This window comes from Sinobaca sp. H24, from assembly GCF_023845525.1.
The window spans coordinates 38881-52153 of record NZ_JALBWT010000023.1 but is presented as its reverse complement, the minus strand read 5'-3'; the positions used below and the strand labels follow the sequence as shown (position 1 = coordinate 52153).

Sequence of the window (13273 nt, the reverse complement as noted above, 5' to 3'; positions counted from 1 at the left end):
ATACATAGAAATACCATTCGTGCAGACAGTTTTTTTCACATAAGTCTATGAAGCTTAGGACGGCAATATTTAACGTTTTGATTCAGGGTGACGGACTAGTCCGTCTGCTGAAAAAAAGAAGGAGAAGGTCAGATGTCTTCCTTTCAGGAAATGTACAAGCGCTATTTTATGCTGAGTGTAGCAGTTGTTTTTATCTACGCAGTATGCGCAGCACTGACGTCACACAGCCTGTTTTTCTTGAGCCTGGCTACTGGATCTCTGCTGGGATTGTTTAATTTATGGAGCATGTACCGTGATACGCAGGCGGCCACTGATTTTGAACGTTCGAACAAAGTGGCGTTTGCTTTAAGGATGCCTGCCAGAATAGCTTCAGGCATCGTTATTGCCATGCTGTTTCTGCAGTTTCCGGAATATTTTGGTATAGTGCCGCTGGCAGTTGGTTTAATGACTCCGTACCTTATCATTCTTTTTTCTTTAGTGTTTTTTGCTTTTTCGTCCGATTGATGGGGTAACACAGTCACTTGCTAAACTATAGGAAAAGGGGTGAATTTAACCATGGATCACGAATTTCCGATAGCCTACGATGTGTTTGGCATTCCGGGTTTTCATGCGAATCTGTCTAACATTCTTATGCTGGCAGTAGCGGCAGTTATCGTACTTATTATAGGGATGGTCAGCGCGCGGTCAATTAAAATGAAGCCGACAGGAATGCAGAATGTGTTTGAATGGCTCATTGACTTTATTAAAAATATTATTTCCAACACGATGAGCTGGAAAACCGGCGAACGGTTTTTTGGATTAGGAATCACTATTTTCCTATTTATATTAGTCGCGAATCTTCTCGGTGTACCATTTATGCTCTTCACAGAAGAAACGCATACCGTCTGGTGGAGGTCCCCTACAGCAGACCCGATTATTACAATGACTTTTGCTATTATGGTACTTTTTATCTGCCACTATTACGGCATTAGGCTTAGAGGCGGAAAAGAATACGTGAAGGATTTCTTCCGGCCTATTCCTTTCTTATTCCCATTTAAAGTGCTGGAAGAGTTTACAAACACTATCACACTGGGAATGCGGCTTTCGGTAACTTGTATGCAAAGGAAATCCTGCTTACAATGCTTGCCGCGGCAGGTGGAGCCAGTGTACTGGTGCGCTTGGTGCAAGTGTGCCGATGATTGCCTGGCAGGCGTTCAGCTTGTTTATAGGAGGCATTCAGGCTTTTGTTTTCTTAATGCTTACCATGGTGTATCTGGCTCACAAAGTTGAGGAAGAACACTAGAAGTTTACTATTAGAAACAGCAGATTTTATATAAACTACAATACTAGGAGGATTTTTATTATGGGAGCTTTAGCAGCAGGAATCGCGGCAGGACTAGCCGCACTAGGTGCAGGTTTGGTGTATCACAGATCGTACGTGGAACAATTGACGGTGTAGCACGTCAGCCGGAATTAAAAGGTACATTACAGACGCTTATGTTTATCGGTGTGGCACTCGTTGAGGCACTTCCAATCATCGCGATAGTCATTGCCTTTCTCTTAATGGGTCAATAAACGGCGGAAATATGCATGCCGGAATAAAATGGCGAAGTCCTTCAACCGATGCTTCGCCATTCCTTTTGTAAAATGTAGAAAGGAGTGAAAGAAATGCCAGAAACACTAACGTTAGCGGATCCGCTATTCGCGATTGTAACGTTCACTATCCTCCTCCTTCTTCTCCGGAAGTTTGCCTGGGGACCGATGATGAACATGATGCAGGAGCGGGAAGAAAAAGTTGCCAACGATATTGATGCAGCGGAAAATAACCGTCTGGAATCAGAAAAATATTTAGAACAGCAGAAGCTTGAAATAGATCGTGCCCGTGAAGAGGCGCAGTCCATTATAGAATCAGCGAAGAAAACAGGAGAACAGCAGGGCAGGGATATTGTAGAACAATCCCGCCGTGAATCCGAGCAGGTGAAAGAAAATGCTCTGGCTCAGATCCAAAGTGAAAAAGAGCAGGCGGTGGCAGAATTAAGAGAGCAGGTAGCTACGCTTTCTGTCATGATTGCAACGAAAATTATCGAGAAGGAACTCGATGAGGCGGAGCAGGAAAAGCTTATTGAAGAATATCTTCAAGAGGCAGGCGGAAATCTATGAGCAACCCAGCAGCAGCAAGAAGATACGCCGTAGCCATATTTGAACTGGCCAGTGAAAAAGGAATGCTCGACGAAATCAATAACGAGCTTCAAGTAGTGAAGGAAACGTTTGTCCAAAACCCGGCATACATGGATTTTCTGGAAAATCCACGAGTTACGCAGGAAAAAAAGGCGGCTTCTATTGAAGAAACGTTTCTTTCAGCTAATGATATGATCCGCAGTACTTTACTGCTTTTATTAAAAAGAAGACGCATCGACTCGATCGTACTTATCGCCGAGCAGTATAAAAAACTTGCAGATGATCAGCAGAAGCGCGGTTTTGCAAAAGTATATACTGTAAAGCCTTTAAATGAGCAGGAAAAAGCGAGAATTTCTGAAGTATTTGCAAAAAGAGTCGGAAAAGACACGATATTCATTGAAAACATTATTGATTCATCGCTTATCGGCGGTATGAAAATACGCATTGGCGACACAATCTTTGATGGAAGTGTAAGAAATCAACTAAATCGTCTGGAACATCAGCTGATTTCCGGAAAAGACCTTAGATAGGGGGGAACGCAATGAGCATCAGACCAGATGAGATAAGCTCTCTCATTAAGCAGCAGATTGAAGGATTTGAATCCGATGTCCAGGCAAGCGAAGTGGGTACTGTCATTCAAATTGGTGATGGTATCGCCCGCGCACACGGCCTTGAAAACGCAATGGCCGGTGAACTGCTGGAATTTTCCACCGGAGTAATGGGTATGGCCCAGAACCTGGAAGAAAACAACATCGGTATTATTATTTTAGGACCGTACTCCGACATTCGTGAAGGAGATGAAGTAAAGCGTACAGGACGTATCATGGAAGTTCCTGTAGGTGAAGAAATTCTTGGACGCGTAGTAAACCCGCTTGGCCAGCCTTTGGACGGAAATGGTGCTATCGGCACCACGAAAACACGTCCGATTGAAAGCCCGGCGCCGGGTGTTATGGATAGAAAGTCCGTACATGAGCCGCTGCAAACAGGAATTAAAGCCATTGACTCTATGATTCCTATCGGACGCGGCCAGCGTGAACTTATCATCGGTGACCGTCAGATTGGTAAGACATCTATTGCCATTGATACGATCATCAACCAAAAAGATGAAGACATTATTTGTATCTACGTAGCAATCGGCCAGAAAGAATCAACCGTTGCAAACGTAGTGGAAACGCTTCGTCAGAAGGGAGCGCTTGATTATACTATTATTGTAAACGCAGGTGCTTCCGATCCGGCTCCGCTTCTTTACCTGGCACCTTATGCCGGCGTATCCATGGGTGAAGAATTCATGTACAACGGAAAGCACGTTCTTGTTGTATTTGATGACTTGACCAAGCAGGCAGCAGCCTACCGTGAACTTTCGCTGCTTCTCCGCCGTCCGCCGGGCCGTGAGGCATTCCCGGGTGACGTATTCTATATTCATTCCCGTTTACTGGAACGTTCTGCTAAATTAAGTGATGCGAAAGGTTCAGGCTCAATGACGGCTCTGCCGTTTGTTGAAACACAGGCCGGTGACGTATCCTCTTATATTCCAACCAACGTTATTTCCATCACAGACGGACAGATCTTTCTGCAGTCCGACTTGTTTTATTCCGGTGTTCGTCCCGCCGTTAACCCGGGTATTTCCGTATCCCGTGTAGGTGGTTCCGCTCAGATTAAAGCAATGAAAAAAGTAGCCGGTACGCTTCGTCTTGATCTCGCAGCATTCCGTGAGCTGGAGGCATTTTCGCAGTTCGGATCTGATCTTGATGAAGCAACCCAGGCGAAGCTGAACCGTGGTGCGCGTACTGTAGAAATGCTGAAGCAGGACTTGAACAAGCCGCTTCGTGTAGAAAAGCAGGTAGCGATTATTTATGCTCTGACCCAGGGCTATCTTGATGATGTTCCCGTAGTAGATATTCAGCGTTTTGAATCAGAGCTTATGGGCTATCTTGATGCAGAAGAAAAAGCACTTCTTGATGGAATCCGTGAAACAGGAAACCTTCCTGAAAAAGAAGACTTTAACCGTGCAATCGAAGGATTCAAGCGTACATTCAATCCTACAAAGTAATATAAGATAATCACCCTAAAGAAGAAGGTGGTGAGATAGTATGGCCTCTTTACGTGACATTAAAAATCGAATTAATTCGGTGAAAAAAACGAAGCAGATTACGAAAGCTATGCAGATGGTATCTGCTTCAAAACTAAACCGGGCCCAGCGTCATTCTCAGGCCTATGAACCGTACACGAGAAAAATAAAAGAAGTAGTAGCAAGCATTGCCGCGAGCAATACGGATGTAACCCATCCTATGCTTGAAGAGCGCACAGTCAAGAAAACAGCGTATATTATGATCTTCTCCGATCAGGGACTGGCAGGGGGTTACAATGCCAGCCTTTTCAGAAATTTCATACAGACAGTAGAAGAACGCCATTCTTCGAAAGAAGAGTACGGTGTGATCGTAATAGGCAGAATTGGCAGGGATCTTCTTAAACGAAAAGATATTACCATCTTTGACGAAGTAACCGGGCTTTCTGATCAGCCAAGCTTTGAAGATATTAAAAATATCACAAGACTTGCTGTTGATATGTATAAAGATCAGGAAATAGATGAGTTGAACATCTGGTATAACCATTTCGTGAATCCGATTCAACAGGATGTGACAGAGAAGAAAATTCTGCCGCTTACTGGTTTTGCAGAAGAAGATAAAAGTAATCAGTCCTATGAATACGAGCCTTCCGAAGAGGCAGTACTTAAACAACTTCTGCCTCAGTATGCAGAGAGCTTGATTTATGGGGCACTGCTTGATGCTAAGGCAAGTGAGTTCGGTGCACGAATGACAGCGATGAGTGCAGCAACAGACAACGCTACCGGCATCATCGATGACCAGACAATTGTGTACAACCGTGCAAGACAGGCAGCCGTTACGCAGGAAATTACCGAGATTGTCGGCGGCGCCGCAGCGCTTGAATAAAAGCCTTTAAAGTAACAGTGAGGAGGGAAATGAATGAACAACGGACGCATTACTCAGATTATGGGACCGGTTGTGGATGTGAGATTTCCAAGCGGCCATCTTCCTGAGTTAAATAACGCACTGACTATATCGCAGTCAAGTACGGCTGAAGGAACATCCGAGGTGCATGTGACGCTTGAAGTGGCACTTCACCTTGGCGACGACTCTGTTCGTACCATTTCCATGGGCTCTACAGATGGGCTCGTACGGGGAACAGAAGTAGTGAACACCGGCGGACCTATTTCCGTGCCGGTCGGCGAACAGACGCTGGGACGTGTATTTAACGTACTTGGAGATACGATCGATTTGGATGACAAACTGGAAGAGGACTCTGTAAGAAGCCCGATCCACAGACAGCCTCCTAAGTTTGATGAACTGTCAACGCAGGCAGAAATTCTCGAAACCGGTATTAAAGTAGTTGACCTGCTGGCCCCTTACGTAAAAGGTGGAAAGATCGGCCTTTTCGGAGGAGCTGGTGTTGGTAAAACCGTTTTAATCCAGGAGCTTATCAATAACATCGCGCAGGAACACGGCGGTATTTCCGTATTTGCCGGTGTTGGAGAGCGCACACGTGAAGGAAATGACCTTTACTTTGAAATGACCGATTCTGGTGTTATCAAAAACCGCGATGGTATTCGGACAAATGAACGAGCCGCCTGGTGCACGTATGCGTGTAGCCCTGACAGGCTTGACTATGGCTGAGCATTTCCGTGATAAGGAAGGGGCAGACGTTCTGCTCTTTATCGATAATATTTACCGCTTTACCCAGGCAGGTTCTGAAGTATCCGCCCTATTGGGACGTATGCCTTCAGCGGTTGGTTACCAGCCAACCCTGGCCACAGAAATGGGTCAGCTGCAGGAACGTATCACTTCAACGAAAACTGGTTCTGTAACGTCCATTCAGGCGATTTACGTACCGGCCGATGACTATACGGATCCGGCACCGGCTACAACATTCGCCCACTTGGATGCGACAACAAACCTGGAGCGTAAATTAACAGAGCAGGGTATTTATCCGGCTGTAGATCCGCTTGCCTCCACGTCCCGTGCCCTTTCTCCGGAAATTGTAGGAGAAGAGCATTACAAAGTGGCTCAGGAAGTGCAGCAGACGCTTCAGAAGTATAAAGAACTGCAGGATATCATTGCTATTCTAGGTATGGACGAGCTGTCAGAAGAAGACAAGCAAATTGTACACCGTGCAAGACGCGTTCAGTTCTTCCTATCTCAGAACTTCCACGTAGCCGAACAGTTTACCGGACAGACAGGATCTTATGTCCAGGTAAAAGACACTATCAGAGGATTCCGCGAAATTTTGGACGGAAAACATGATGACGTGCCTGAAGATGCGTTTCGTCTAGTAGGTCCAATTGAAGCTGTGCTGGATAAAGTAAAAGCATCGTCTTAATTATGGAGGCTGCTGTGAAGGAGGATAAATGATGTCTACTACCAATCTCAGTATCGTTACTCCTGACGGCACAGTTTATGAGGGAGAAGCAGACCTGGTCAGTGTACGTTCCACGACAGGGGAACTAGGTATACTGCCAGGCCATATTCCTTTAGTTGCGCCACTGGAAACAAGCCCTGTGCGGGTGAAAACAAATGCAGGCACAGATCTTGTAGCGGTCAGCGGCGGCTTTGTAGAAGTGCGTCCTGATACGGTAACTATATTAGCCGAGTCAGCAGAGCGCCCGGAAGAAATAGACAAAGATCGTGCGCAGACAGCAAAAGAAAGAGCAGAAGAGCGACTAAACCGTGCTAAACAGGAAGAAATTGATATCAAGCGGGCTCAGCTCGCTTTAAAGCGTGCTAATACCAGGCTTGAAGTAGCAAAACAAAAATAAAAAATGGTTCACTGTGTCCAAACAGTGAACCATTTTTTATTTTTATACGTTATCCTATTAAAGACCCTTATTTACAAGTCATTCATTTCTATATTTGTAATTTTCTATCTATTGTTGTAATCTTTTTGTAAAGATAATTTAAAAAACGTGTTATATTGTATTTACTATTTTTCTAAATATGGTACATTAGGTAAGGAAATATGTAACTTTTTCATTTTTTACACACACTTTGGTCCTTAATATTAAAATATAACGGTGACAACAGCGGGGTGTTTTAGGTTTATAATGAAAGGGAAAGGGAAAACTGACAGTCTAATACAAGGACTAGGAATTTTGACCCTTCTTTTATGTCTGCATATAGCTTATGATAGTGTGCGGATTGTACCGTCCTCAATAAGGAGTTTTTCAAATGGAAGCCGGTCAGGAAGCAGTTTTACATATACTCGTAAACATCTTCTTTCTTATAGTAGTATGGTGGAGCCTGCAGGCCTTTCGTTTTGATGTCTTTTTGAGAGATCCCGAAGGCTTGAAAGCTAAATTGCTTTATTTATTTGTCACAATAGCTATCAGTTATCTTGTGAGCTCTTTGGAGTATCTACAAGGATCTTTCATGCTGAGAAACCTGCTTTAAGACAAAATATCAAGAAAAAGCAATAAATCTGTAACCTTTGCTGCATGCTGCCGACTATATTAGGTGGAACCATGCTCAATGCAGCATAACTGACAATCGTCCCGTAACTAACCTAAGATAATCAATTGAGAATAATAATGTCTGATAATGATGTATTAAATAGTGGAGGGAAAAATGGTGGAAAAAATTCTAGTACGAGGCGGAAAACGCTTAAAAGGATCAGTGAAAGTAGAAGGAGCAAAAAATGCCGTTCTACCTGTAATTGCAGCATCACTGCTTGCAGAAACAGGAAAAAGCACGATCTATGAGGTACCGCCTTTAGCCGATGTATATACAATGAAGAGCGTCCTTTCCCATATTGACGCAGGAATTGATTATAAAGATGGAGTCTTTACAGCAGACGCAAGCGGATCAATCGGAACGGAAGCTCCTTTTGAATATGTGCGTAAAATGAGAGCATCTTTTCTTGTTATGGGACCAATGCTTGCGAGAAAAGGGCTTGCTCATATTGCCCTCCCAGGTGGATGTGCAATTGGATCCCGTCCAATTGACCAGCATTTAAAAGGTTTCGAAGCGATGGGTGCAGTTGTTGAGATTGGAAACGGCTATATTGAAGCCAAAGTAGAAGGACGCCTGCAGGGTGCCCGTATCTATATGGACTTCCCAAGTGTAGGAGCAACAGAAAATATTATGATGGCAGCGGCTCTGGCAGAAGGAACAACCATTCTGGAGAATGTTGCAGAAGAGCCGGAAATTGTAGATCTTGCCAATTATATTAATGCAATGGGTGGAAAAGTACGCGGAGCAGGCACCGGCACGATCCGCATTGAAGGTGTAGAAAGCATGCAGGGCGCGGTGCATACTATTATTCCAGACCGTATTGAAGCAGGAACATTCATGATTGCTGCAGCTATTACAGGAGGAGAGGTTTTCGTAGAAGGCGCGCTTCACGAACATCTCCGTCCTCTCGTAGCGAAAATGAGAGAAATGGGCGTTATTATTGAAGATGAAGATAATGGAATGCTTGTAAAAGGTCCAGACATGCTTCGTCCGGCTGATATTAAACACTGCCGCATCCTGGTTTCCCAACAGATATGCAGGCTCAGTTTATGGCTCTTCTTACACAGGCGCATGGAACAGCTGTCATTACGGAAACTGTCTTTGAAAACCGCTTCATGCATGCAGAAGAATTCCGCCGCATGAATGCCGATATTAAGACAGAAGGAAGAACAGCTGTTGTTACCGGCCCGGCTCAATTAACGGGAGCAGAAGTAGCTGCAACAGACCTTCGTGCAGGCGCTGCGCTCGTTCTTGCCGGTTTAGTGGCAGAAGGAGAGACATCCGTAACAGAACTCCGCCATCTTGACAGAGGCTACGTGGACTTCCATCAGAAGCTTCAGGCACTTGGAGCGAACGTTACGCGTGTCAGTGTAGAAGAAAGCAAAGTAGAAGAAGCAGAAGAAACAACCGTTCTTCGTTCCGTACAAAATCGTTAATAGCTAAAGACCAGGCCCGGCGCTTACGCGTCGGGCTTTTTATTTTGGGGAAATGGATAAAAAAAGTACACATTTAATTTCTTCTGCCGATATAGTGAAGGAGAGTTCTATAAGCAGCGGAAAGAAACTAAAAAAGGATGTGGAGCCCCGATGTTAAGAGGGTTTTATAGTGCAGCGAGCGGGATGATAACCCAGCAGCGGAAAACGGAAATGCTTAATAATAATATATCCAATGTTAATACACCTGGTTTCAAAGAGGATAAAGGGGCGATCCGGACGTTTCCGGAGATGCTTCTACAGGCAAAAAATACAACCGGGCAAAAGGGACAGGGCTCCCATCCTATTGGAGATCTGGCTGCGGGTGTTTATATGCAGGAAAAAACGGCTAACACGATGCAGGGAGATCTCCAGGAAACAGGAAATGCTGTTGACATTGCTATTTTAAATGGAAATATTCCTGAAAATGAAGCTGGAGATCCTAGTTCTATTTATTTTGCGGTAACGAATGATGAAGGAGAAACAGGATACTCCCGCAATGGTAATTTGGCCGTGGATGGGTCAGGATTTTTAACGACGAGCCAGGGACATTACATACAGGGCACAGACGGTCAGCCTATAGCTGTAGGCAATGAACGGTTTACATTAAGCCGGGACGGCATTGTGACAACGGAAGATGGGGAACAGGTTGGAGAGATGGCAATAGCCTATGCAGAGAACAGCGATGACCTCGTAAAAGAGGGATCCGGGCTTTACCGGTCGGAAAATGGGGAACTTCCCCTGGCCGGAGAAGCCGGCGCTGACTACCAGCTGCAGCAGGGCTTCGTGGAGCGATCCAACGTAGATGCGACCCAGACAATGGGAGAGCTGACAAGCAGCTACCGGAACTTTGAATCCAATCAAAAGATACTGCAATCGTATGACCAGAGCATGCAGCGCGCCGTAAACGAAGTCGGCCGTCTGGGATAGCCATAACTAAAGGAGACAGCTTATGAATTCAATGATGATGCCTGCATACAATACAATGGGAGAACTTCAGAAACAAATGGATGGCATTACCAATAACCTGTCCAACAGCGATCAAATTGGCTATAAACGAAGAGAAAGTACGTTTTCTGATTTACTGTTTCAGCAGATTAACAATCAGCCGAACGCCAATCAGCTGGGGCGCAGAACACCCGAGGGCATCCGCCAGGGAAATGGAGCGGGTATTGCCCAGACCGCTATCCGCCTGGAGCAGGGCGCATTGAAACAGACGGATCGTGAGCTTGATTTTGCGATTACCGACGAGGATTCCTTCTTTCAAGTAGAAAATACGCAGGGAGATGGAGCAGAGAGACGTTATTCTAAAGACGGAAACTTTAAGCTGTCTGAGAACCCGCAGGCGCCCGGATCATGGACATTAGTAAACAGTTCGGGTGAATATGTACTCGGAGAGAACGGGCAGAGAATAAACGTTCCTGACGGTGCAGGAGAGATTACGCTGCTGAATAATGGCCAGCTTACAGCTGTTCTGGAGAACGGGGAAACGGCAGAAATCGGCAGCATTGAACTGGCAAAAATACTAAAGCCGCAGCTTTTGGAAAACCAGGGCGGGAATTCTTATACACTTCCAGATCCTGCATTGCTTGATATCGCAGAAGAAGATATGATAGAGTTGCAACCGGGAACATCAGATCTGCTTCAGCAGAACACGTTGGAGCAGTCTAATGTTGATATGGGTCAGGAAATGACAAATCTTATTCAGGCACAGCGCAATTATTCCTTCAACGCCCGTGCGATTACGCAGGGAGACCAAATGATGGGGTTAATTAACAGCGTTCGCGGTTGATCAACCTGCTGGCTTGCCGGATAGATGGTATAGGAGAGAAGCCGATGAAGTCAGGAAAGAAGCCCAGGCAGGGGACGACTAGAACGGAACAAAGACATAGAGGAAAGCCGGCATCGGACAGCGGGAGCCCCCGTAAAGAAGATAGCCATGATAAACCTATTCCACCTTTATGGAAGCGTCTTGTTGGCCTGATTATCGTACTGCTTATTCTTGCTGTGGTGGGATTAATTGTCGGCTATCTTATTTTAGGAGACGGCGAATCTTTACACGTATTGAATCCCGTGACGTGGATTGAACTGCTCCGCTTTGTTACGGGTCGATAGATAGCACAGCCTGTTTATGGCATACTATAAGCAGGCTGTGTTTTATTATGCTCAAAAAAGAGGAGAGATACATATGTTAACCATCGATGAGATCAAAGAAATTATCCCGCACCGTTATCCCTTTCTTCTAATTGATAAAGTGATTGAAGTAGAAGATGGCAAGCGGGCCGTAGCTGTTAAAAATGTGACAGCGAATGAAGAGTTTTTTAATGGTCACTTCCCGGAGTATCCGGTAATGCCCGGCGTGCTTATTGTAGAAGCCATGGCCCAGACCGGTGCTGTAGCTTTGTTAAAGCTGGAAGAAAACCGGGGAAAGCTTGCTTTATTTGCAGGCATTGACGGCTGCCGGTTTAAGCGCCAGGTAAAACCGGGCGACCAGCTTACATTGGAAGTGGAAATTAAAGGCTTCCGCCGTTCTATCGGCAAAGGAAAAGCCACCGCTAAAGTAGATGGCGACATTGTAGCAGAAACAGAGCTGACTTTTGCGCTTCAGGACGCCCCGTCTTCTTAAATAAAGCTGATAATGAATAGCTGACAAAGCCCGCAATGCATCAATGCCGGGCTTTTTTTGTCGGGTTTATACAGGCATTATATGAAAAAGAACAAGGCGGCTGTGATAAAATAAAAAGAAACTGTTACAACGTATAAGGGGGGGCTCTTGCAATGCTTTTGACATCTAAAGAAAAAAAACACCTGCTTAAAGTATTAAAACGAGATCAATATAAATGGTTCCAGCCGCAGGCGGAAAAAGAAAAATCAAAAGAGCTGTACGATAAAATCAAACAGACTATTCGAAATGAAAAAATAAATGAAGATAAGCCCAGCAGTAAGCTTTAAAAATCCGTCCGTACGGTTTACGGATAAAGCGGAGTAAAGCAGGCGGTAAAAAACGAGAAAGCCCCCGGGGCTTTCTCGTTTTTTAGATTCCTATTAAGCTTGAACAGCCACAGTCCAGTTCATTTTATCTTCCATCATACCGGTTTGAATACCGGCAATCGTTTCATACAATTCAAGGGATAATTTCCCTGTTTCCCCATTGTTAATCGAAAGATCTGTGCCTTTCCATTTGAGCGTGCCTACCGGGGAAATAACGGCTGCGGTTCCTGTACCAAATATCTCTTCAAGGGTTCCATTTTCATGAGCCGCTTCTACTTCATCTATAGAGATCAAACGCTCAGTCACTGGAATATCCCAGCTTTTAAGGAGCTCGATTACAGAATTCCGGGTGATACCCTCCAGGATGCTTCCGTTTAGAGCCGGAGTAATAACTTCTCCATTAATTTTAAAGAAGATGTTCATGCTTCCTACTTCTTCTATATATTTCTTCTCAATGGCATCAAGCCAAAGCACCTGATCGTATCCGAGATCTTCTGCTTTTTTCTGGGCTTTCAGGCTGGCTGCATAGTTTCCGGCCGTTTTGGTAAAGCCTACGCCGCCTTTAACAGAACGAACATAATCATCTTCTACGAAAATACTCACAGGACTCATCTGTTCGGAATTGGAATAATAGGCTCCAACCGGGGACAAGATAATGATGAGCTTATAGCGTGAAGAAGGCTTGACGCTCAGGCTTGCTTCCGTTGCAATGATAAAGGGACGAATATAAAGCGACTGACCTTCTTTCGTAGGGATCCAGTCTTTTTCAAGCTTAACTAATTCTTTTAAAGCCTCCACCATGAAATCTTCGTCAATTTCCGGAATGTTCATGCGGCGGTTGGATTCGTTTAGGCGTTTGAAATTTTTCTCCGGGCGGAATAAAAGCAGCTTATCCTGAAAATGATACGCTTTTAATCCTTCAAATACCGCCTGCCCATAGTGAAACACAAGACTGGACGGATCCATGGTTAATGGCTGGTACGAAACAATTCTAGGGTCGTGCCAGCTCTCTTCCGTGCTGTAATCCATAATAAACATATGATCGGTGAATTCTGCGCCAAAGCGGAGGTTATCATAGTCCGGCTTTGCCTTTTTTTCTTCTCTCTCGTGAATGGTCAATGATAAAGACAT

The 13273-nt window shown here is 44.9% G+C and carries 13 protein-coding genes and 4 pseudogenes; 16 read left to right on the top strand and 1 reads right to left on the bottom strand.

All coding sequences use genetic code 11. The annotated features are described in order from the left end of the window. Positions 1 to 132: 132 nt before the first annotated feature. The 16 genes and pseudogenes from MMY81_RS22795 (at position 133) to MMY81_RS22720 (ending at position 12103) form a co-directional block, all read left to right on the top strand. Positions 133 to 504: an ATP synthase subunit I gene (locus tag MMY81_RS22795; RefSeq protein ID WP_252314663.1), complete on the top strand. Its 372-nt coding sequence runs from the start codon at positions 133 to 135 to the stop codon at positions 502 to 504. 51 nt (positions 505 to 555) lie between these two features. Further along, positions 556 to 1282: pseudogene (gene atpB, locus MMY81_RS22790) on the top strand (F0F1 ATP synthase subunit A). 60 nt (positions 1283 to 1342) lie between these two features. Continuing rightward, positions 1343 to 1554, top strand: a pseudogene (gene atpE / locus MMY81_RS22785) (F0F1 ATP synthase subunit C). A 93-nt stretch (positions 1555 to 1647) separates the two neighbouring features. Then, positions 1648 to 2139, top strand: a complete 492-nt coding sequence (atpF, locus tag MMY81_RS22780) for a F0F1 ATP synthase subunit B (protein WP_252314661.1) — start codon at positions 1648 to 1650, stop codon at positions 2137 to 2139. Continuing rightward, complete coding sequence (locus MMY81_RS22775; protein ID WP_252314660.1) at positions 2136 to 2687, top strand: F0F1 ATP synthase subunit delta; 552 nt, start codon at positions 2136 to 2138, stop codon at positions 2685 to 2687. Before atpF ends, MMY81_RS22775 begins: the two co-directional genes overlap by 4 nt. An 11-nt stretch (positions 2688 to 2698) precedes the next feature. Next, positions 2699 to 4207 carry a F0F1 ATP synthase subunit alpha gene (atpA, locus tag MMY81_RS22770; protein WP_252314659.1) on the top strand — a complete coding sequence of 503 codons (1509 nt, stop codon included), beginning with the start codon at positions 2699 to 2701 and terminating at the stop codon, positions 4205 to 4207. Positions 4208 to 4247: 40 nt separating this feature from the next. After that, positions 4248 to 5108 (top strand): ATP synthase F1 subunit gamma, encoded by an 861-nt coding sequence (gene atpG, locus MMY81_RS22765; protein ID WP_252314658.1) that lies wholly within the window; start codon positions 4248 to 4250, stop codon positions 5106 to 5108. Between the two features lie 33 nt (positions 5109 to 5141). Then, a pseudogene (atpD, locus tag MMY81_RS22760) lies at positions 5142 to 6552 on the top strand (F0F1 ATP synthase subunit beta). A gap of 31 nt (positions 6553 to 6583) precedes the next feature. After that, the gene (locus tag MMY81_RS22755; RefSeq protein WP_252314685.1) at positions 6584 to 6988 is read left to right on the top strand and encodes a F0F1 ATP synthase subunit epsilon; all 405 of its coding nucleotides are present in this window, start codon (positions 6584 to 6586) and stop codon (positions 6986 to 6988) included. A gap of 409 nt (positions 6989 to 7397) precedes the next feature. Further along, positions 7398 to 7619, top strand: coding sequence for a DUF1146 domain-containing protein (locus MMY81_RS22750; protein ID WP_252314657.1), 222 nt, complete (start codon positions 7398 to 7400; stop codon positions 7617 to 7619). A gap of 177 nt (positions 7620 to 7796) precedes the next feature. Next, positions 7797 to 9115, top strand: a pseudogene (gene murA / locus MMY81_RS22745) (UDP-N-acetylglucosamine 1-carboxyvinyltransferase). A 150-nt stretch (positions 9116 to 9265) separates the two neighbouring features. Next, positions 9266 to 10081, top strand: a complete 816-nt coding sequence (locus MMY81_RS22740; RefSeq protein ID WP_252314656.1) for a flagellar hook-basal body protein — start codon at positions 9266 to 9268, stop codon at positions 10079 to 10081. A gap of 22 nt (positions 10082 to 10103) precedes the next feature. Further along, positions 10104 to 10943 carry a flagellar hook-basal body protein gene (locus tag MMY81_RS22735; protein ID WP_252314655.1) on the top strand — a complete coding sequence of 280 codons (840 nt, stop codon included), beginning with the start codon at positions 10104 to 10106 and terminating at the stop codon, positions 10941 to 10943. Positions 10944 to 10987: 44 nt separating this feature from the next. Next, positions 10988 to 11266: a DNA-directed RNA polymerase subunit beta gene (locus MMY81_RS22730; RefSeq protein WP_252314654.1), complete on the top strand. Its 279-nt coding sequence runs from the start codon at positions 10988 to 10990 to the stop codon at positions 11264 to 11266. 73 nt (positions 11267 to 11339) lie between these two features. Next, positions 11340 to 11777 (top strand): 3-hydroxyacyl-ACP dehydratase FabZ, encoded by a 438-nt coding sequence (gene fabZ / locus MMY81_RS22725; protein WP_252314653.1) that lies wholly within the window; start codon positions 11340 to 11342, stop codon positions 11775 to 11777. A 152-nt stretch (positions 11778 to 11929) separates the two neighbouring features. After that, a complete protein-coding gene (locus MMY81_RS22720) occupies positions 11930 to 12103 on the top strand; it encodes a hypothetical protein (protein ID WP_252314652.1) in 174 nt (57 codons plus the stop codon). 93 nt (positions 12104 to 12196) lie between these two features. Here MMY81_RS22720 and MMY81_RS22715 read toward each other — a convergent pair whose 3' ends face one another. Then, complete coding sequence (locus MMY81_RS22715) at positions 12197 to 13273, bottom strand: branched-chain amino acid aminotransferase (RefSeq protein ID WP_252314651.1); 1077 nt, start codon at positions 13271 to 13273, stop codon at positions 12197 to 12199.

Bases quoted from the DNA above. Each gene is read 5' to 3' on its own strand.
- MMY81_RS22735 (WP_252314655.1), top strand. From the start codon at position 10,104: ATGAATTCAATGATGATGCCTGCATACAATACAATGGGAGAACTTCAG.
- MMY81_RS22730 (WP_252314654.1), top strand. From the start codon at position 10,988: ATGAAGTCAGGAAAGAAGCCCAGGCAGGGGACGACTAGAACGGAACAA.
- MMY81_RS22795 (WP_252314663.1), top strand. From the start codon at position 133: ATGTCTTCCTTTCAGGAAATGTACAAGCGCTATTTTATGCTGAGTGTA.
- MMY81_RS22775 (WP_252314660.1), top strand. From the start codon at position 2,136: ATGAGCAACCCAGCAGCAGCAAGAAGATACGCCGTAGCCATATTTGAA.
- MMY81_RS22715 (WP_252314651.1), bottom strand. From the start codon at position 13,273: ATGTCTTTATCATTGACCATTCACGAGAGAGAAGAAAAAAAGGCAAAG.
- atpA (WP_252314659.1), top strand. From the start codon at position 2,699: ATGAGCATCAGACCAGATGAGATAAGCTCTCTCATTAAGCAGCAGATT.
- atpF (WP_252314661.1), top strand. From the start codon at position 1,648: ATGCCAGAAACACTAACGTTAGCGGATCCGCTATTCGCGATTGTAACG.
- MMY81_RS22750 (WP_252314657.1), top strand. From the start codon at position 7,398: ATGGAAGCCGGTCAGGAAGCAGTTTTACATATACTCGTAAACATCTTC.
- atpG (WP_252314658.1), top strand. From the start codon at position 4,248: ATGGCCTCTTTACGTGACATTAAAAATCGAATTAATTCGGTGAAAAAA.
- MMY81_RS22720 (WP_252314652.1), top strand. From the start codon at position 11,930: ATGCTTTTGACATCTAAAGAAAAAAAACACCTGCTTAAAGTATTAAAA.
- fabZ (WP_252314653.1), top strand. From the start codon at position 11,340: ATGTTAACCATCGATGAGATCAAAGAAATTATCCCGCACCGTTATCCC.
- MMY81_RS22740 (WP_252314656.1), top strand. From the start codon at position 9,266: ATGTTAAGAGGGTTTTATAGTGCAGCGAGCGGGATGATAACCCAGCAG.
- MMY81_RS22755 (WP_252314685.1), top strand. From the start codon at position 6,584: ATGTCTACTACCAATCTCAGTATCGTTACTCCTGACGGCACAGTTTAT.